Origin of the sequence: Thioclava sp. F34-6 (genome assembly GCF_002213235.1) — a bacterium.
GTDB classification, from domain to species: domain Bacteria; phylum Pseudomonadota; class Alphaproteobacteria; order Rhodobacterales; family Rhodobacteraceae; genus Thioclava; species Thioclava nitratireducens.
The window spans coordinates 205545-224448 of record NZ_NBOA01000004.1 but is presented as its reverse complement, the minus strand read 5'-3'; the positions used below and the strand labels follow the sequence as shown (position 1 = coordinate 224448).

21 protein-coding genes are annotated in these 18904 nt (G+C 64.4%); 6 read left to right on the top strand and 15 right to left on the bottom strand.

Annotated features, from left to right (window positions below; genetic code table 11):
* Positions 1 to 254: 254 nt before the first annotated feature.
* The 4 genes from B6V72_RS10050 to B6V72_RS10035 are packed head-to-tail and all read right to left on the bottom strand — an operon-like array spanning position 255 to position 2579.
* A complete protein-coding gene (locus B6V72_RS10050) occupies positions 255 to 644 on the bottom strand; it encodes a MarR family transcriptional regulator (RefSeq protein ID WP_075775454.1) in 390 nt (129 codons plus the stop codon).
* 53 nt (positions 645 to 697) lie between these two features.
* Entirely contained in the window at positions 698 to 1525 is an 828-nt protein-coding gene (locus B6V72_RS10045) for a carbon-nitrogen hydrolase family protein (protein WP_075775203.1), read from the bottom strand.
* 2 nt (positions 1526 to 1527) lie between these two features.
* On the bottom strand, positions 1528 to 1785 hold the full coding sequence (gene grxC, locus B6V72_RS10040; RefSeq protein WP_088725254.1) for a glutaredoxin 3: 258 nt from the start codon (positions 1783 to 1785) through the stop codon (positions 1528 to 1530).
* 35 nt (positions 1786 to 1820) lie between these two features.
* On the bottom strand, positions 1821 to 2579 hold the full coding sequence (locus B6V72_RS10035) for a ComF family protein (RefSeq protein ID WP_240497712.1): 759 nt from the start codon (positions 2577 to 2579) through the stop codon (positions 1821 to 1823).
* On the opposite strand from B6V72_RS10035, the gene B6V72_RS10030 reads away from it, so the two are divergent.
* Complete coding sequence (locus B6V72_RS10030) at positions 2578 to 3414, top strand: methyltransferase domain-containing protein (RefSeq protein ID WP_088725252.1); 837 nt, start codon at positions 2578 to 2580, stop codon at positions 3412 to 3414. The genes B6V72_RS10035 and B6V72_RS10030 overlap by 2 nt on opposite strands.
* Here B6V72_RS10030 and B6V72_RS10025 read toward each other — a convergent pair.
* Both B6V72_RS10025 and otsB read right to left on the bottom strand, forming a co-directional pair.
* The gene (locus tag B6V72_RS10025) at positions 3406 to 4752 is read right to left on the bottom strand and encodes a trehalose-6-phosphate synthase (RefSeq protein ID WP_075775207.1); all 1347 of its coding nucleotides are present in this window, start codon (positions 4750 to 4752) and stop codon (positions 3406 to 3408) included. The genes B6V72_RS10030 and B6V72_RS10025 overlap by 9 nt on opposite strands.
* A gap of 10 nt (positions 4753 to 4762) precedes the next feature.
* A complete protein-coding gene (gene otsB, locus B6V72_RS10020; protein ID WP_088735472.1) occupies positions 4763 to 5512 on the bottom strand; it encodes a trehalose-phosphatase in 750 nt (249 codons plus the stop codon).
* A 113-nt stretch (positions 5513 to 5625) separates the two neighbouring features.
* Between otsB and hemH the strand changes: the two genes are divergently transcribed.
* Both hemH and B6V72_RS10010 read left to right on the top strand, forming a co-directional pair.
* Positions 5626 to 6681, top strand: a complete 1056-nt coding sequence (gene hemH / locus B6V72_RS10015; RefSeq protein ID WP_075775208.1) for a ferrochelatase — start codon at positions 5626 to 5628, stop codon at positions 6679 to 6681.
* A 148-nt stretch (positions 6682 to 6829) separates the two neighbouring features.
* Entirely contained in the window at positions 6830 to 7123 is a 294-nt protein-coding gene (locus tag B6V72_RS10010; RefSeq protein WP_088735471.1) for a hypothetical protein, read from the top strand.
* Between the two features lie 73 nt (positions 7124 to 7196).
* Here B6V72_RS10010 and B6V72_RS10005 read toward each other — a convergent pair whose 3' ends face one another.
* Positions 7197 to 7802 (bottom strand): L,D-transpeptidase, encoded by a 606-nt coding sequence (locus B6V72_RS10005; RefSeq protein ID WP_088735470.1) that lies wholly within the window; start codon positions 7800 to 7802, stop codon positions 7197 to 7199.
* Between the two features lie 168 nt (positions 7803 to 7970).
* Here B6V72_RS10005 and B6V72_RS10000 point away from each other — a divergent pair, with 168 nt between their 5' ends.
* Positions 7971 to 8486, top strand: coding sequence for a CAP domain-containing protein (locus tag B6V72_RS10000; RefSeq protein ID WP_075775211.1), 516 nt, complete (start codon positions 7971 to 7973; stop codon positions 8484 to 8486).
* Between the two features lie 65 nt (positions 8487 to 8551).
* Here B6V72_RS10000 and B6V72_RS09995 read toward each other — a convergent pair whose 3' ends face one another.
* From B6V72_RS09995 to B6V72_RS09970, 6 genes are all read right to left on the bottom strand, one after another.
* Positions 8552 to 9052 carry a L,D-transpeptidase family protein gene (locus B6V72_RS09995; protein WP_075775212.1) on the bottom strand — a complete coding sequence of 167 codons (501 nt, stop codon included), beginning with the start codon at positions 9050 to 9052 and terminating at the stop codon, positions 8552 to 8554.
* Positions 9053 to 9114: 62 nt separating this feature from the next.
* Complete coding sequence (locus tag B6V72_RS09990) at positions 9115 to 10335, bottom strand: class I SAM-dependent RNA methyltransferase (RefSeq protein ID WP_088735469.1); 1221 nt, start codon at positions 10333 to 10335, stop codon at positions 9115 to 9117.
* Positions 10336 to 10374: 39 nt separating this feature from the next.
* On the bottom strand, positions 10375 to 12201 hold the full coding sequence (locus B6V72_RS09985; protein WP_075775214.1) for an ABC transporter ATP-binding protein: 1827 nt from the start codon (positions 12199 to 12201) through the stop codon (positions 10375 to 10377).
* A gap of 43 nt (positions 12202 to 12244) precedes the next feature.
* Entirely contained in the window at positions 12245 to 13384 is a 1140-nt protein-coding gene (locus B6V72_RS09980; protein WP_088735468.1) for a CCA tRNA nucleotidyltransferase, read from the bottom strand.
* Entirely contained in the window at positions 13381 to 13974 is a 594-nt protein-coding gene (locus B6V72_RS09975) for a CoA pyrophosphatase (protein ID WP_088723181.1), read from the bottom strand. The genes B6V72_RS09980 and B6V72_RS09975 overlap by 4 nt, the downstream gene beginning before the upstream one ends.
* Positions 13967 to 14995, bottom strand: coding sequence for an Hsp33 family molecular chaperone HslO (locus B6V72_RS09970; protein ID WP_075775217.1), 1029 nt, complete (start codon positions 14993 to 14995; stop codon positions 13967 to 13969). Before B6V72_RS09970 ends, B6V72_RS09975 begins: the two co-directional genes overlap by 8 nt.
* Positions 14996 to 15092: 97 nt before the next feature.
* On the opposite strand from B6V72_RS09970, the gene B6V72_RS09965 reads away from it, so the two are divergent.
* A complete protein-coding gene (locus B6V72_RS09965; RefSeq protein ID WP_088735467.1) occupies positions 15093 to 15533 on the top strand; it encodes an NUDIX hydrolase in 441 nt (146 codons plus the stop codon).
* Positions 15534 to 15577: 44 nt separating this feature from the next.
* Here B6V72_RS09965 and B6V72_RS09960 read toward each other — a convergent pair whose 3' ends face one another.
* Complete coding sequence (locus B6V72_RS09960) at positions 15578 to 16900, bottom strand: fused response regulator/phosphatase (RefSeq protein WP_088735581.1); 1323 nt, start codon at positions 16898 to 16900, stop codon at positions 15578 to 15580.
* 150 nt (positions 16901 to 17050) lie between these two features.
* Here B6V72_RS09960 and B6V72_RS09955 point away from each other — a divergent pair, with 150 nt between their 5' ends.
* Positions 17051 to 17380: a histidine kinase gene (locus B6V72_RS09955; RefSeq protein WP_075775220.1), complete on the top strand. Its 330-nt coding sequence runs from the start codon at positions 17051 to 17053 to the stop codon at positions 17378 to 17380.
* A gap of 205 nt (positions 17381 to 17585) precedes the next feature.
* Here B6V72_RS09955 and ilvA read toward each other — a convergent pair whose 3' ends face one another.
* Positions 17586 to 18833, bottom strand: a complete 1248-nt coding sequence (gene ilvA / locus B6V72_RS09950; RefSeq protein WP_075775456.1) for a threonine ammonia-lyase IlvA — start codon at positions 18831 to 18833, stop codon at positions 17586 to 17588.
* Positions 18834 to 18904: the final 71 nt, after the last annotated feature.

Genomic DNA, 18904 nt, shown 5'->3' with positions numbered 1-18904 from the left:
TGAGGACCGCTCCTCGGCACGCGCCTTGCCCCGCCGTGCGAAACGGCGGGGTCTTTTCGTTTTCGCAACGTTGAAAGGGGGCTCCGCCGCCGTCGCCGGAGGGCGACAATCAAAAGGGAAAAGGGAACTCTGCCCCCACGCGTACCGCGCTCCCCTAGGGTATTTGAAGAAGAGCGAAAATCCGGATTTCGGTTTGGCGGAAATATCCCGGGGTGAATGGCCGCAGGCCAGAGGGGCAGAGCCCCCCGATCCGTTCAGGCCTGACCGAGGCGGGCGCGCAATTCGCGGAGCACCGGCAGGGTGGCTCGGACCTTTTCGGGACCGAGGTCGCGCACGATCCCCCCGATGATCGGCATCAGCGAGGCCAGCGCGGCATCACGCGCGCGCCGTCCCGAGGGCGAGAGCGAGACCCATTTGCGCCGCGCATCGTCCCAGTCGGGCCGGATATGCACATGCCCCGCCCATTCCAGCTTGGCGAGCGTGTTGGTCATCGCACCGCGGGTGACATGCAGCGCCTCGGCCAGTTGGGCGGGCGTGCGTTCCTCGTTGATATGGGCCAGCAGGTTGAGCACCGAGAAATGCGAGATTTCCATACCCTTCGGCAGGGCGCGGCTCACCACGTTGCGCGCCAGTTGATCGGCCATGAAGACCTCGGCGAACAGCGTCGCGGCGAGCGGATCGTTCTCGGGCAAGGTGCTCACGGTCCGTCGAAGCTCCGGTCATGGAACAAGGAGCGCAGCCGCGAGCGCACCGCGTCCACCTGGTCGAGATCGAGATCGACGAGCGTCACGCCGGGCTCGGTGCCGCCATCGGCCAGCACCTTGCCCCACGGATCGACCGCCAGCGAGTGGCCCCAGGTCCGGCGCGGTCGACCGCCATGCGCGGCATGGGTTCCGCATTGCGCGGGCGCGAGCACGAAGCAGGTATTCTCGATCGCGCGGGCACGTACCAGAACCTCCCAATGGGCGGCCCCGGTCGTGTCGTTGAACGCCGCCGGGATCGTCAGCACCTGCGCCCCGGCCTGCGCCAGCGTCCGGTAGAGATGCGGGAAGCGCAGATCGTAGCAGACCGACAGGCCCAGCTGGGCGTATTTCGTGGCGCCCAGAACCGCCTCGCGCCCGGGCCGGTAGGCTTCGGATTCGCGGTAGCGTTCGGTCTCGGACACATCCACGTCGAACATGTGGATCTTGTCGTAGCGGGCTTTGATATTGCCCTTGCGCCCGATCAGGAAGGAGCGATTGGCGAAGCGCGCATCGTCTCCGGATTTCAGGCAGAGCGAGCCGATCAGGATATAGACGCCGAGGCGCTCTGCCTCGTTGCAAAGCGCCTCCAGCGTCGGATCGTGATGCTCGTGCTGCAGGACCGCGTTCTGATGTGCGCGATCCGACGAGATCAGGTTGGTGCACTCGGGCGTCGCGATCAGTTGCGCGCCTTTCGACGCGGCATCGCGGATGAAATCGATCGTGACCGGCAGGTTCCGTGCCGGATCATCCGTGACCGAAAGCTGAACGAGCGCCGCCTTCATTGTCAGCCCGCCAGCATCTGATCGAGCTTGCCCGAATGTTCGAGCGCATGCAGCTCGTCGCAGCCGCCGATCGGCTCGCCGCCGATGAAGATCTGCGGGACGGTCCGGCGGCCATTGGCACGTTGGGTCATCGCGGCGCGCAGTTGCGGCTCGCGGCCCACATCGGTTTCCTCGTAGGAGATGCCCTTCTTGTCCAACAGGCGCTTGGCCCGGATGCAGAAGGGGCAGGTGCTGGTGACGTAGATTTCGACGCGTTTCATAGTGTATTCCCTTTGGTCTGCGAGACTATAGGGATTTAGGGCGCCTTCGCAACGCGTGCCAGTGTCACAGCGCAGATCCGCTCTGCCCCGGCATTTTGCGCTGCCTCCGTCGCAGCGGAAAGCGTGGCCCCCGAAGTCATCACGTCATCGACGATGAGAAGCGGGCGCCCCTGCAGCAGCGCGGCGCGGCGCGGCGCGACGGTGATCGCACCGTCGAGATTGGTGCGGCGCTCCTCGCGGCTTTTCCCTTTCTGGCTCGCGGTGGCGCGGGTGCGGTTGAAGAGATCGGCGCAATAGGCGTGCCCGGTGCGCCGGGCCAGCGCGCGCGCGAGTTCCGCCGCTTGGTTGTAGCGTCGTCGCAGCAGTCGCAGCCGATGCAGCGGGATCGGCGCGATCAGCGTGTCGGGTGTCAGAAGCGGCGCGGCGGCGCGTGCCATCCAGTCGGTCAGCGGCGGCACCAGATCGAGCCGGTCGCCATGTTTCAGCGCCAGTACCAGATCGCGCCCGGTGCCAGAGTAATGCATCACCGTGCGGCCCTGCGCCCATGGGCGCGGATGGGTGAGGCAGTCGTCGCAAAGGATGGCGGTCTCGCTTTCTCCGGGCAGGGGCGTACCGCAGGCGTCGCAGACCGTGCCGCGCGCGAAAGTGGCATCCGACCAGCAGGCGCTACAGAGGCCAAAATCGGTGCCCACCGCGTCGCCGCAGGCGATGCAGCGCGGCGGGAAGAGGGTGCGCAATCCCAGACGTCCCGCCGCTAGCATCCGGCCCCGAACCTCGTTAAGGGTATCTGCCATGGATACGCCGCCCCTTCTGACCGACCGCGAGGCGCTCGAGCGCCACAGGAAACGCGCCGCCCGCGCGCCCGAACTGTTCCTGCACGAGGACGCGGCGGCTGAGATCGAGGAAAGGCTGCTAGAGGTTAACAGGACCTTTACGGAGCCGGCCCTGATCTCCGCTTTTCCCGAACCTTGGCTCGAAATCCTTCCCGACGCGAAGGTGGTGGCCGATACGGATGTGCTCGATCTCGAGGAAGGCGCGCATGATCTCGTGGTTCACGCGCTGTGTCTGCATTGGGCGAACGATCCGGTCGGACAGCTGGTGCAGGCGTCGCGTGCGCTGAAACCCGACGGGCTGTTCATCGGCGTGATGTTCGGCGGCCAGACGCTCAACGAGCTGCGCGCGGCGCTGGCGCAGGCCGAAGCCACGATCACCGGAGGCTTGAGCCCGCGGATCGTGCCGATGGGCGAAATCCGCGATCTCGGCGCGCTGATCCAGCGAGCCGGGTTGGCGCTGCCGGTCGCCGATGCGGTGACGCGCAAGGTGACCTACGAGACGCCGCTGCGCCTTCTTTCGGACCTGCGCGCGATGGGCGAGACCAATGCGCTCGCCGCCCGTGATCGCCGCTTCCTGCGCCGCGATGTGCTGACCGAGGCGTTGCGTCTTTATATCGAGACCTATCAGGAGCCCGATGGCCGGGTGCGCGCGACCTTCGACATGGTCTGGCTCACCGGCTGGAAGCCGCATCCCGATCAGCAAAAACCGTTGCGCCCGGGATCGGCGGCGCAGCGGCTCGCAGATGCGCTTGGCACGACCGAGCGGCCGAGCGGCGACAAGCCCGGCTCAGCCTAGCGCGTCGAGGAAGGACTTCGACCACCAATGCACGTCATAAGTGGTCAGCCCTTCCATCAGCGACCGGTAGCGTTCCCGCCGCTCGCCGCGCGACATCATCAGCGCGGTCAGCATCGAGGTCGCGACCTGTTCCGGGTCGTGCGGGTTCACCATCAGCGCCGCGTCCATCTGCTCGGCCGCGCCGGCAAATTGCGACAGCATCAGCACGCCGGGATCGTCGGGGTTCTGTGCTGCGATGAACTCCTTCGCGACGAGGTTCATCCCGTCCATCAGCGGCGTCACCAGCGCGACATGCGAGGCGCGATAGAGCCCCGCCAGAACCTCGCGCGGCACCGCCCGGTTGATAAAGCGGATCGGGACCCACTGGATGTCTGCGAATTGGCCGTTGATGCGGCCCGAGAGATGCTCGGTCTCTTCGCGGATATCGTCATAGGCCTGCACGCCCTCGCGGGTCGGCGGTGAGATCTGCAGCAGCGAGACGTGGCGATGCCAATCCTCGTGCCGCTCCAGAAATTCGCCGAAGGCGCGGAAGCGGTGCGGAACGCCCTTGGAATAATCCAGCCGGTCGACGCCTATCACCAGCCGGCGATGATCCTTCACGATCCCGGCGGGGAGGTTCTCGAACTCGGCCTCTGCCAGGTCCTGGAATTCCCGCGCATCAATCGAAATCGGGAAGGCGGCGATCCGACATTGGCGCGGCGAGAGATGCACATAGCCCGCGCCCAGATCGGAAGCCCCGGCGATCTCGATCATCGAGTGGAGGCAGGCCCGCACGTCGCGCTCTGCCTGCAGCCCCACGAGGTCGTAATTCGCGATCCACTGGCAGACTTCGCGCCCGTTGGGCAGCGCCTGCATCGCGGTCGGCCCGGGGAAGGGCGTGTGAAGGAAGAAACCGATCGGGTTGGTCGCGCCCATCAGGCGCAGCTCGTAGGCCAGCGGCAGCAGGTGGTAATCCTGCACCCAGATCCTGTCGTCGGGCTTGAGAAACGGCGCCACGAGCTTCGCGATCCGCCGATTCACCTGCTTGTAGACGCCCAGATAGAGGTGGTGGATATCCATCAGATCGGCGCGCCCGTGGAACAGCGGCCAAAGGACCGAATTGGAATAGCCCGCGTAATAGTTGTCCTGCTCTTCCTGGGTCAGATCGAAGCAGTAGCGCCTGAACGGCCCGCCCTCGATCTCGCGTAGCTCCGCGGCGGGTTTCTCCGCGATTTCGCCGGAGGTGCCGATCCAGATGCCGCCGGTCTCCTCCAGCACGTCGCCAAGCGCCACGACCAGCCCGCCCGAAGGATTGGCCCCGGTCGGAATACGGTTCGAGATGCAGATCAGGCGACCCATGTGACGTTCCTCATTCAACGCGCAACGCGGCGGCCAGCCAGTCGCGCACATTCGTCGGTGCGGCGAGGTGATAGCGTGCGACGCTCTCTCCGTCGCCGACCTTGATTCCGAAGCCGCCATGTTCCTCGGCCCAGGCCAGTGCGGGCTCGTCCGTCGTGTCGTCGCCCGCATAGACCGGCTTGCGCCCGTCGAACTGCGCGAGGTCGGACAGGATCGCCAAGGCGCCGTCCTTCGAAAACCCCTGGGGGCGGATTTCGACGGCCATCTTCGCGGGCTGGATCATGAAGCCGTCATAGCGCTCGGTCAGCGCCTCGGTGAAGGCTTCGACCTGACCCTGCTTGGCGGGGTTGAAGCGGAAATGGATCGCGGCGCCGTGGCTCTTGTCCTCGAAGATGAGATCATGCTCCTGCGCGAAGCCCGCCAGATCCTCTTTCACCGCGCCCAGATGCTGCGGCGCCTCGGCCATCGGCGGCTCCATCCCGCGCGCCTCCGAGCCGTGCGATCCGACCATCAGGCCTTCGAAGCCCTCGAGAAACCGTTCCAGTTCGTGCAGCGACCGCCCCGAGACGACCGCGAGCGCGCCGTCGAGCGCCTCTGACAGCTCGGTCAGGATGCCGGGCAGATCGCTCGGCACGATCACCGCGTCCGGGCGCGGCGCGATATCCACGAGACATCCGTCGAAATCGAGGAACAGCGCGTCCCGTGACGGGTCGAGCGCGGGCGGTGCCGGTTTTTTCCCGGTCATGTCATCCATTGCCATGTGAAGACCGTAAGTGATCCTGTCCCGGTTGAATAGGCCGCATTGGCACAGATCGGGAAACCCGTTAAGTCGGGTGGAAGTTCCGCGATAATTGACGACAGGACAGTGACACGATGACCAACGCCGCAAATCCGCGCCTTGCCCACGCCCCCGCCGATCATCCGCCCGTCAAGGAAGCGAAGATCGGTCTGCTCGTCGCCAACCTCGGAACCCCGGACAATACCGATTACTGGTCGATGCGCCGCTACCTGAACGAGTTCCTCTCGGACCGGCGTGTGATCGATTATCCGGCATGGAAGTGGCAGCCGCTGCTGCAGCTGATCATCCTGTCGCGGCGGCCTTTCACCTCCGGCGCGAACTACAAAACGATCTGGAACAACGAGGCCGACGAAAGCCCGCTGATGACGATTACCAAGCAGCAGGTCGCAAAGCTGCGCGATGCGGTCTCGGCGCGCTACGGGCAGGAAGTCGTCGTCGATTACTGCATGCGCTACGGCAACCCCTCGACCCAGTCGGTGGTCGACAAGATGGTCGAGCAAGGCTGCGAGAAGATCCTGTTCCTGCCGCTTTATCCGCAATATGCAGGGGCAACCTCGGCCACCGCGAACGACCAGTTCTTCCGCGCGCTGATGAAACAGAAGCGCCAGCCCGCCGCCCGCGTCGCGCCTGAATATTTCGACAGACCCTCCTATATCGACGCTCTCGCGCAATCGGTGGAGCGGGTCTATGCGACGCTGGACGAAAAGCCCGACGTGCTGGTCGCGTCCTATCACGGGATGCCCAAGCGCTACCTGATGGAGGGCGACCCCTACCACTGTCAGTGCCAAAAGACCTCGCGCCTGCTGCGCGAACGGCTCGGCTGGGACAAGGACGGAATCGACACCACCTTCCAGTCGGTCTTCGGTCCCGAGGAATGGCTCAAGCCCTACACCGTCGAGCATGTGGCGGAACTGGCGAAGGCCGGGAAGAAGAATATCGCGGTGATCTCGCCCGCCTTCAGCGCGGATTGCATCGAGACGCTCGAGGAGATCAACGGCGAAATCCGCGAGGCGTTCGAGCATGCAGGCGGCGAGAAATTCACCTATGTCCCCTGCCTCAACGACGACGATCTGCACATCAAGGCGCTGATGGACGTCGTGCAGGAAAACCTCGCCGGTTGGCTGGACTGATACGACTTTCGCAATCTGCGACGACCTGTCTCACAGATTAGTGGGGCTCTCTTCCTATATATTCCTGACGTAGGGGAAAGGGATCGCCGTGAAGGCGCATCCTGCGGACCGGCAACGATCGGGACGCGCAGAGCAGAAAGGAACGAGAATGATCAAGACTATCGGACTGGCCGCTCTGGCGGCTCTCCATGCTGGCGCGTCCTGGGCCGGCCATGCAAATCCGTGGGCGACGGAAGACGACGTGATTTACTCCCAAAATCACGAGGAAAACCTCGTGCAATCGGTCGACACTCCCGGCGAAGACGAGATGCTGGGCGTCATGGTGCAAAGCGCCCGTGGCAAGCTCGACGGCTTGTCGGGCGGTTCGGGAGCCAGCGATGCTTCGGGCGATGGCTCGGGCGGCGCGTCCGACCACGCCCACGCCGAGGGTGGACACGACTGACCGCTACGCAGATTGAATAGCCCCCGGTCCTACGCGGAGCCGGGGGTTTTCCGTGTCGGTCGAGCGGCGCGCCTCAGATCAGCAGCACCTGCGTTCCGATCTTCGCGAAGCCGAACAGCTCCTGGATATGTTCGTTGTAAAGCCCGATGCAGCCGTTCGAGCTTTTCCGGCCGATCTTGCGCGTGTCATGGGTGCCGTGGATGCGGTAATAGCGCCACGATAGGTAAAGCGCGTGGGTGCCCAGCGGATTGTCCGGACCCGGTGGCACGTAATCGGGCCATTCCGGATTGCGCTTCTTCATCGAAGGCGTCGGCGCCCAGCTCGGCCCCTTCACCTTGCGGATCACCTCGGTGCGGCCGCGCCGGGTGAGTTCCTCGGAGACCGGCACCGAGGTCGGGTAGAGCCGGTAGATCGAGCGATCCTCCGACCAGTAATGCAGCGCCCGCGAATGGGTGTCGACGAGGATCGCGCCGTTGCGCAAATTCGAGAAATAGGACTGCCAGTTGCGGTTCTGGAAGCTCGAGATATTGCGCCGCTGGTTGGTGAAGGCCGTGGTCTCAAACTGCTCCTGCCCGGCATCGGGCGTCTGCGCCCCGGCGGGCAGCGCGAGCCCCGCACCAAGGCAGGCGGCGGCGCCGAGAAAGGCGCGGCGGTCGAAGGGCTTGCGCGTGTGGGACATCTCAGGCTCCGGGTTCGCGACGGGGATGATTGCGATAAATATAATGTGATCGCACGGCCGCGGCAAATCAAACTGGCGGGGATCGGCCCGCAAATCGACAGAGGGGTTTGCGCGGCTGAGTACAAGCGTGTAATGCGGATTGACGGTTTAACGAGGGACTGACCAAAGATGTTGCGCGCTACCGTATTTGCGATCTCTGCGACTGTGGCTCTGGCAGCTTGCCAGCCGACCGACACGCAGCCGAAGCTTGGCCCCGATGGCCTGCCGCTGCCGAAAGTCTACAACATCACCGCGAGTGACCGCTCGGTGATCCCGCAGCGTGTGCTGGAATCTGTGAACAGCCTGCGCTCGGCGCGCGGGGCCGCGCCGCTGGTGCTGAATGACGCACTGACGACGGCGGCACTCGCGCATTCCAAGGACATGGCCGCGCAGAACCGCCCGTGGCACTGGGGTTCAGACGGCTCCTCGCCGCTGACCCGGGCACAGCGTGCTGGCTATCCGGGGCAGGTGCTGGGCGAGAATATCTCCGAGACCTACGAAACCGAGATGGAGACCCTCGCGGCTTGGATGAAGGTCGCCGATACGCGCGACGTGATCCTGAACCCGGCGGCGACCCAGATGGGCTTCTCGTGGTATCAGGAGCCCTCCGGCAAGATCTGGTGGACGATGGTCACCGGCAACTGAGCCGAAGACCCGCCGCAAGCAAAAAAGGGCCCCATGCGGGGCCCTTTGTAATTTTCGGGGGGCAATCAGGGGAAGATGAAGATCGGCGTTCCGTCGCGGACCATCGCGTAGATGTCGCGGATTTCCTTGTCCTTCACCGCAATGCAGCCAGCGGTCCAGTCTCGGCCCTTGCCCTTGTTCTTGCCGTCGCGGCCATGGATGAAGATGTCGCCACCCGGCTTCTTGCCCTGCGACTCCGCGAAGGCCACCTGCTGCGGGTTCGGATAGCTGATGCCGATCGACAGGTAATAGGCAGAATTCGGATTGCGCCGGTTGATGTAATAGAGCCCTTCCGGCGTCTTGCCGTCACCCTCGAATTGCTTCGGTCCGACAGGATCACCGCCAAGGCCGACCTTGTAGCTTTCCAGCACCTTGTCGCCATGCAGCAGGTACATCATCCGCTGCGACTTGAAGAGCTGGATCTGGGTCACGGCGGGGCCGTTATAGGATTTGAATTTGCTGGAATCGCCGCAGGCGGCCAGCGTTGCGAGGGCGCATCCGCCCAAGAGGAGGGTTCGACGATTCATGTTCGGCCTGTATTCGAAAGCTGCTGTTTTGCCACATTTCTAACCGATTTTCGGCCTCGCATCTAGCGGGTGAAAAGCGCCGCGAGCTCCACATGAGCGGAAAACCGGAACTGATCCACGACCAGTAGTTTATCGAGCGTGAAGCCCGCCGCGATCAGCGTCTCGGCGTCGCGCGCGAAGGTCACAGGATTGCAGGAGACATGGACGAGGCGCTTGAGCTTCGAGGTCGCGATCTCGGCGATCTGGGCCTGCGCGCCCGCCCGCGGCGGATCGATCAACACCGCGTCGAACTTCGCCAGTTCGTCCGGCAGAAGCGGTCGGCGGAACAGGTCGCGCGCCTCGGTGGAGACCCGGTGCAGGCCCTGCGACTGACGCCAGCCCTGATCGAGCGCTTCGGTCATCGCTGCGACTCCTTCGACCGCATGCACTTCGGCAAGCTCGGCCAGCGGCAGAGAGAACGTCCCGCAGCCCGCGAAGAGATCGGCCACCTTTTTCGCATCGCCAGTCGCCGCCTTGGCGAAGGCGGTCAGCACCGCTTCGCCGTGATGGGTGGCTTGCAGGAAAGCACCCGGCGGCGGCACGACCTTGGCTTTGCCGAATTGCTGGATCGCCGGTCGCCGCCCCGCGATGATCTGCCCGTTCCAGCTGAGCCGTGCGAGATCGTGGCGATGCGCCAGCCCCGACAAATCCTCGAATTGGGCCGTATCAGGGTCTTTACCGCCCTGTGCCGCGAGTTCCAGACCTGCCTCCGAAAGAGTCAGCGTGAAAGCGATCTCGCCTTTGCGCGAGCCTGCGATCGCGGTCGCCTCGTGCAGCATCGGTATCGCGGCCAGCAGTTCGGGCCGCAGAATCAGGCAGTTCGGAATCTCGACGACCGTGTCCGAGGCGCGGGCGTGAAAGCCGACCAGCGTGCCTTTCTTGGTGCGCCGCCCCGACAGCGTCGCCCGCCTGCGGGAATTCAGCGGCGAGGTCGCGATGGTCATCTCCGGCACGGGCAGGTCGCGCGCGGTCAGCGCCTGACGTACCACGTCCATTTTCCATTCTGCGGTGAACGCCTCCGACGCGTGCTGCATCGAGCAGGCCCCGCAGGAGCGGTAATGCGGGCAGGGCGCTTTGACGCGATCGGGCGAGGGCGTCACGATCTTCGGCTGAGCGATGCGGCCGTCGATCACCTCGCCCTCGACCACTTCGCCGGGAAGCGCCATGGCGACATGCACGGTCCCCTCGGGGCCATGGGTCACGCCGTCGGCATGCAGGGACAGTCGCTCGATTTCATAGGTCATGCGCATTCTCTAGCGGCGTGGCGTCGGTCAGAAAAGACCCTATTCCGCCGCATCCTCCGCGTCGTCGCAGGTCAGGAAGCCCCCGGACTGACGCGCCCAGTAGCGCGCGTAGAGGCCGTTCATCGCCAGCAATTCGTCATGGCTGCCCTGTTCGACGATCCGCCCTTCCTCCAGCACGACGATCCGGTCCATCTCGGCGATGGTGCTGAGGCGGTGCGCGATCGCCAGAACGGTCTTGCCCGCCATGACCCGGTGAAGGGCGGTTTGGATTTGCGCCTCGACTTCCGAGTCGAGTGCCGAGGTCGCCTCGTCCAGCACAAGGATCGGCGCGTTCTTCAGGAAGGCGCGCGCAAGGGCGATCCGCTGGCGCTGCCCGCCCGACAGCTTCACCCCACGCTCGCCCAGCTTGGCGTCGTAGCCACGATTGCCTTCGTGATCGGCGAGGCCGCGGATGAAGTGATCCGCCTCGGCCTGTTTCGCGGCGGCGATCATCTCCTCCTCGGTCGCGTCGGGCTTGCCGTAAAGGATGTTCTCCCGCGCCGAGCGATTGAACATCGCGGTTTCCTGCGTGACCATCGCGATATTGCGGCGCAGGCTTTCCTGCGTGACCTCGCGAATATCTTGCCCGTCGATCCGAATAGACCCTTTTTCAGCGTCATAGAGCCTTAGCAGCAACGCAACGAGCGTCGATTTCCCTGCACCCGAGGCCCCGACGATCCCGATCCGCTCGCCATCCGCGATGGTCAGGTTGATATCCGCGATCCCGCCGCTGCGACGGCCGTAGGCGAAGTCGACATTTTCGAACTGGATCTCGCCTTCGACATGGCGCAACGTCCGGGCATCGGGCGCGTCGGTCAGGTCATGCATATGGGCAAGCGTCCGCATCCCGTCTTCGGCCTCGCCGATATGGGTCCAGACGGACATCAACGCCTGGCTCACCCAGCCCGACATCTGCGACAGCCGGATCGCGATGGCGCCTGAGGTCGCGATGGCCCCCGCAGTCGCCTCGCCCTGCGACCAGAGCCAGATCGCGCCGCCGACCAGCATCACCGGAACGATCCCTGCATAGGCCATCTGCACCACGCGATAGAGGCTCTGAACCATGCCGAAGGAATAGGTTTTCTGGCGGAACTTCTGCATTGCCTCTAGCGCCGCGCGATCCTCGTGCTCGGCATGGGCGAACAGCTTCACCGTCTTGATATTGGTGACCGTGTCGACGACCTGCCCCGTCACCATCGCCCGGGCGGACGCCCGCTCACGCGAGCGTCCGCGGATATGCGGCAGGAAGAGGCGGATGATCAGGTAGAGCCCGAAGGTCCAGAATACGAGGCCCACGGCCCCCCAGCGGTCGATCTGGGCCAGAACGATCAGCGAGCCGACGATCGAGGCCAGCGCGAAGAGGCCGGTGTTGATGATCTCGGTGACCGTGTCGGTTACCGCACGGGCGGTCTGCATCTGCTTTTGCGCGATGCGGCCGGCGAAGTCGTTGTCGAAGAAGGTGACCGACTGGCCCATCGTCCAGCGATGCAGCCGCGAAAGCACGAGCGGCATCACGTTGGGGCTGATCAGCAGGTTGTTGGTGGCAGAACTGATGCCGAAGGTCAGAGGGCGGATCAGCAGGAAGAACGCGACGAACAGAACGAGAAGCCCGACATTTGCCCCGATCACTGCGGCCCGTTCGCTGTTCAGTGCAGCGTCGATCACCTGTCCCAGAAGCCAGGCCGAGACGACTTCCATCACGCCGGCGATGGTCGTGCCGAAGCTGGCCACGGCAATCGCGCCCCAGCTGCCCTTGAGGCACCAGCGGAAGAAGGCGCCAAGCTGGCGCGGCGGGGCGCCTTCGGCGGGGGAGAAGGGATCGAACATGGGTCTCTCTTTCCTCTCCCGATATAGTCGATTGCGGCGCGGTTCAAAGCGCGGCGAGCAAATCCTCGCGCGTCAGCGTGAAACCGGAGTCGATCCAGCGCGCCTCGAGCGTCTTCAGCGTATCCCCCAAAGCCTTACCCTCATAGCGGGGCATCAGATCCCGCGCTTGCACCGGAAATTGCTGTTTTGCGCCGAAATTGACCCTGCTTTTCCAGCCCTCCGGCATTTCCTGCCCCATCAGCGCTTGGCGCAGCAAAAACGCATCGGCCCCAGTGTGGGCGCCGAGCCGATAGCCGAGGACAGCCGGGTCGTCGCTGTCGGACAGCGAGGCGCGCAGGGCCTCGAGCTGCCGTGTGTCCTTCTTCGACAGACGCAGCCGCTCGGCCACGTCCTCGCCGCCAATCGCTGCCAGCCTGCGGATCGGATCCGCTGGGCGATCTTCGAGATGCACGAGCGGCCCGAGTGCGGTCGCGTCCGCGCCGGGCAGCACGGCCGTGAGAACCCCGCATTGCGCCATCGCCGCCACAGCGTGAACGGGATCGGATGCGGCCAGCAATTTGAGCATCTCGCCGCCAAGGCGTTCGCGCGAAAGCGTCTCTATTCCAGCGGTATTCGCGGCACAGGCGGCCAGCCCGTCAGGGTCGAGATCGTGCCCATGCCACGCGGTAAAGCGGAAGAAGCGCAGGATACGCAGGTAATCCTCGCGGATACGTTCTTCGGCCTCGCCGACGAAGCGCACATGACGCGCCGCCAGATCCTCCAGCCCCGTGCCGAGCGGGTCGAGAACCGTGCCGTCTGAGCGCGCATAAAGCGCGTTCATCGTGAAATCGCGCCGCGCCGCGTCCTCTGCGATGTCGTCGGAAAACGCGACCGTGGCGTGCCGCCCATGCGTCTCCACATCGCGGCGGAAGGTGGTGACCTCATGCGGATGCCCGTCGGCGACCACCGTGACCGTGCCATGATCGACCCCGGTCGGCACCGGCTTCAGCCCGGCCGCCTTCGCAAGTTCGATCACCCGTTCGGGCCGCGCATCGCTGGCGATGTCGATATCGTTGACCGGCGCGCCCAAGGCGCTGTTGCGCACGCAGCCGCCCACCAGAAGCGCCTGATGCCCGCCCTCTTCGAGCATCTTCAGCACACGTTGGGTCGGTTCTGCCTCGATCCAGTCTCCGGTCAGTCTCATCCCGCCATCCGGTCCGCCAATGAGCGCAATATACGCGCGGTGGCGCCCCAGATGTAATAGGGCCCGTAAGGCGCCACGAAATAGCTGCGCCGTGTGCCGCGCCACCGGCGCGACTCGACGCGGAAATTCTCGGGCGTGATATGCGACAGCGGCACGGTGAACGCCTCGGCCACTTCGCCCGCTTCGGGGATGACCTCGAACGGGGTATGGATGCGTGCGAGCACCGGCGTCACCAGAAAGGACGTCACCGTCTCATGGGGAGCGAACGTGCCCAGCACCTCGACATGGTCAAGAGGCAGGCCGATCTCTTCCTGCGCCTCGCGCAGCGCCGCGCCGACCGGGCCTTCGTCATCGGGATCCACCTTGCCGCCGGGAAAGGCGATCTGGCCGGGATGGTGGCGCAGATGCGAGCTGCGCTTCGTCAGATGCAGACGCGGCTCCGGCCCGAACGTATCGAAGGCGACGAGAACGCCCGCGGGCCGCAGCTTGCGTCCCTCGGGCAGGATCACTTCCGGGTTCAGATCGTAATCCGAAGAGGGCCGCCCCGGTCGCGCCAAGGCGTCCAGAACCGGGGCGAGCGGATCACTCATTCGTTCCCTCGCCTCCCGCTTCGCGCAGCGACCCGTCGGGGTTCTTCTGCGCCTCGAAGCCAAGCGTCAGCGGATCGAAAATGTAATGTGCGCCGCAGAACTGGCAGTCCGCGGTGACCGTACCCTCATCGGTGGTCATATGCGCGATGTCGCGCGCCGAGTAGATCGAGAGCGACTGACGCACGCGATCGGCCGAACAGGTGCAGCCGAACTCCACCCGCTGCGGATCAAAGACGCGCGGCCGCTCTTCGTGGAACAGGCGCACCAGCAACTCGGTCGGCTGCACGGTCGGGCCGATCAGCTCCATATCCTCGACCGTGTCGAGCAGGATATTGGCGCGGGCCCAGTTCTCGCCTTCCTCGCCATCGAGGATGTCGTCGGCGGTCAGCAGGCCCTGATCGCCCGAGCCTTCCTGGGCGGCGAAGGGCGAGGCTGGGGGCATATGCTGCAGCATCACGCCGCCCGCGCGCCAGCTTTCGCCCTGACCGGGCAGGATCGAGCGCCCGAAGGACAGCGAGAACCGCGTGGGCAGCTGCTCGGATTGCGCGAAATACGCCTCGGCGCAGGCGCGCAGCGAGCCCTCGGTCAGCGGCGTGATACCCTGATAGGGGGTCGTGCCTTTGCCCTGATCGATCAGGATCGCGAAATAGCCCTGCCCGATCTGTTCGAACGGGTCGGCCTTGGGATCGAGCTTCTCGTCATCGAAGCTCGCCCATGCGCGGATGCGGGCGGGCGCGCCCTCCTTCTCGGGGGCGTAGTAGTCGGTGGCGATGATGCGGATCGGGCCGTTGCCGCGGATTTGCAGCGACAGCTTCCAGCGCAGTTTGACAGTCTGGCCGATCAGCGCGGTCAGAAGGGCGGCTTCGGCCACCAGCATTTCGACCGCGCGGGGGTAATCATGTTGCGACAGGACGGTGTCTAGCACGCCGTCGAGGCGGGCAACCCGGCCGCGGATGTCAGAGCGGTCGAGCTGAAACGGCAGAACTGTATCGTCCCATGCGATTTGGGATAACTTGGACATGGTGCTCCTGAGAGGCTCAGAGGGGTTTTCGGGCAGCGCGGAGCCTGCCATACAGCCCCAATATAGGCGCGGCAACCGCAGACCCAAGGGAGAGCACATGATCGCGAGGTTCGGAGAGCGGGTGAAATCCGGTCAGCGGTATCGTTTGCGCCCCGGTGCCTACGCGATCCTGATCCGCGACGGCAGGGTGCTTCTGACCCATCAGTCCCATCCCGTGCCGGAGTTTCAATTGCCGGGCGGCGGGATCGATCCGGGCGAGGGGCCGATCGAAGCGCTGCACCGTGAGGTCTTCGAAGAGACCGGTTGGGCGATCACCGGGTTGCGCCGCGTTGGGGCCTATCGGCGTTTCACCTACATGCCCGAATACGAGTTCTGGGCGGAGAAGCTGTGTTCGATCTGGCTGGCGCGCCCGGTTTTGAAGCGCGGCCTCCCGCCGGAGCCGTTTCATACGGCGCATTGGGCCGATCCCGAGGAGGCGCTCGGTTTGCTTGCGAATGAAGGCGAGCGCGCGTTTTTCCGGCAGGTGCTTCGCCGCTGAAAAGCAGGGGTCGTTTCATTCGGTGGGAGCTTAGTTGCGGTGGTTCATCCTCCTGTCGTTTCTGCAATCGGGTCACAGTCGCCATTATCCGAAACGAGCACTGATCGTCGCGCGGTGCTGCCGGGGCCGTGAAATTCCAGAACGCCCGCCGAGACATCGTCCGCGATTTCGCCCTCGGCGAACTGCTCGGTTTCGCGATATATCGCATCCAGCAGCGCTGGGCCCGCCATCCCGGAAAACTTGCGGAGCATCCGGGCCAGTCGGGTCTGATCGATCATCTCGCCGTCTCGGTCACAGGCTTCGGTGATTCCGTCCGAAACCAGAACCAGCCTGTCTCCCGGGGTCAGTTGAACGGTGAAGGTTTCGTAGGTGGCGCCTTCGATCAGACCAATCGGTAGTCCTCCCTCGCCGAGAAACTCCACCGTACCGTTGCGCCGTTGCAGGACCGGATAGGGGTGCCCGGCCTGCACCAGTTCCGCCTTGCCGGTGCGCAGGTCGATATCGGCATAGATTAGCGTGAAATATGTTTCGGTGTTCATCTCGCTCAGCACGAGCTCGTTGAGATGTCGCGCAAGGTCCGCCGGGCGTCGGCCGCGCAATTCACCCTGTTCGTTACGGTAGATTGCGAGGTTCTGGCTGGGGGTGGCGGCGGAGAAGTAGCCCGCAATCCGTGCCATCATCAGAGCCGAGGTAATGCCATGTCCCGACACGTCGATGCCGTAAAGGCCGACCCGGCGTTCGTTGATCGGAAAGTACCCGACGAGGTCGCCGCCGACATGGCCCGCCGGTTGCAAGAGCAACGAGACCTCCGCCGCTTCGAACTGTGCGTGACGTACCCGCACCAAGCTCTGCTGTAGCTTGCGTGCCTCCTGCAGGTCGCGGTCGATCACCTCCTGCGCCGCGTGCAGCAGTCGGTTCTTCTCGGTCAGTTCCTCTTGCATCTTGAGGATGCGGGTTCCCGCGCTGAGCCTTGCGCGAAGCTCCTCTCCGTTGACTGGTTTCGAGAGGAAATCGTCGGCCCCGCTTTCCAAACCGCGCGTGACGTCCGTCTTCTCGGCCTTGGTGGTCAGAAGGATGAAATAGCCGTAGCTGCGTCGTGGCAAGTCACGGAAGATACGGCAGAATTCGGGGCCGCTCATCCCCGACATCATCCAGTCCGAGATCACGATATCCGGCTCGCACTGGGCGCAGATCGCGATTGCCTCTTCCGCACTTTCAGCCTCGCTCACCTGATAGCCGGAGCGCGACAATTGCGCCGACAGAATGCGGCGCTGCATCCGGCTGTCGTCCACGACCAGAACGTGCCGCGCCGTGCCCGCCAAGGGTGGTCGGCTCGCGCCAACGGGAACCTCGTGTCTTTGCGCCATCTGCATCATCCGAAACCTCTGCAACCATTGAAACCGCAGAGTCCCTAAGATTCGGTGAAAACCGGCCGGCTCAGGCGTTAAGAAAATCGAAAGGGTGCGGCCCTATGGTCAGCGTCGGGTGGTGTCGGATCGATTGGCCTGGAGGGCGCGATGATTGATTGGGAACGGGTACAGGAATTGCGCTCTGAAATAGGCGCAGAGGGCTTTTCCGAGGTCGTGGATCTATTTCTCGACGAGGTCGAGGCCGTCGTGATGGCGCTTGGCGGGCGCCCCGATCGGGTCGAAGAAGATCTGCACTTCCTGAAAGGCTCTGCCTGGAATCTCGGCTTTCGCGATTTCGGCGGTGCCTGTCAGAAAGGAGAGCGCATGGCGGCCGCCGGACGCTCCGCGGAGGTCGATCTGGGCGCGATCCGCGAGACCTACAGCTTGTCCAAACTGCAATTCATGGGGCGGCTATCGGAATTCACCCCGGCCGCATAGGTAAGGTGCCAGGTAGATCGCGCCAAGCGCTGCATTGCGCAGAACGGAAGATCACAAGCGTGGTTACGGCCAGAGTTCGAAGATTGGTTCGGCTACCGAAGCGGGGCCGTAACTATCGAACGGCGGACGCATCAATGCGGCGCAGTGCAAGGACAACGAAAATCTAACGCCCCCATATGATGGGCGGCTTATCGGAAAGGAGGCGTTAAATAAGAAACTCGGCCAAGGTCTCGTCTTCGGTGATGTCGCGCCAAACGAAGCCCTCGGCGTCGAGCTTAGCGAAGAGCTCTGTGAAGTTCTCGGCGCGTTTGGTCTCGATCCCGATCAGGACCGAGCCGAAATTCCGCGCCGACTTCTTCAGGTATTCGAAGCGCGCGATGTCGTCGTCGGGGCCAAGCATCTGAAGGAAATCCTTCAGGGCACCGGGCCGTTGCGGCAGGCGAAGGATGAAATACTTCTTCAGGCCCGAATAGCGCTGGGCGCGTTCGCGCACTTCCGGCAGCCGCTCGAAATCGAAATTGCCGCCCGAGGTCACGCAGACCACGCGCTTGCCGCGGATCGTATCGGCCAGTTCCGGGAGAATATCGACCGACATCGCGCCGGCGGGTTCCAATACGACGCCTTCGACATTGAGCATCTCGAGCATCGTGATGCAAATGCGATCCTCCGGCGCAAGATGGACTTGCTCGGGCGTGACCCAGCCAAGCTCCGCAAAGGGGCGCGCGCCGATCCGGGCGACTGCGGCACCGTCGACAAAACTGTTCACCTGCGAAATCGTCACGGGCTCATGCGCCTTGACCGCTGCGGTCAGGCTCGCACCGCCCAAGGGCTCGACGAAGCGGAATTCCGTCCCGGGGGCGGTCGCGCGAAGATAGCCGGTGACGCCCGCGGCCAAGCCCCCGCCGCCCACGGGCAGGATTACCATATCCGGCGCGCCGCCCAGTTGGTCGAGGATCTCCACCCCGACCGAGGCCTGTCCCTCGATCACATCCGGATCGTCGAACGGGGCGAGGAAATGCGCTCCGGCGTCGCGGCAAAATTCCTGCGCCGAGGCGAGCGTGTCGTCGAAATAGTCGCCGGTCAGAACGATTTCGACCGCATCGCCACCAAAGGTCTTGGTCTTGTCGATCTTCTGCTGCGGCGTCGTGACCGGCATGAAGATCGTGCCTTTCACGCCGAAATGCCGACAGGCGAAGGCCACGCCCTGCGCATGGTTTCCGGCGCTCGCGCAGACGAAATGCGCCGCCGAGGGGTCGCGTTCGCGCAATTTCCGCATGGCGGTGAAGGCGCCGCGAATCTTGTAGGAGCGCACCGGCGTCAGGTCCTCGCGCTTGAGCCAGACCTCCGCCTCGAAGCGTTTCGACAAATGCGCATTGAGTTGCAGCGGCGTCGGCTCGAAGAGCGCACGCAGCGCGCGGGTGGCGGCTTGGGCGGAAAGGGCGAACTCACTCATAAGGAAAGCCATGACGAAGCTGCACCGCTCTTGCAAGGGGGAAGGCCGTTCGGCGGGACTACGCGCAACCC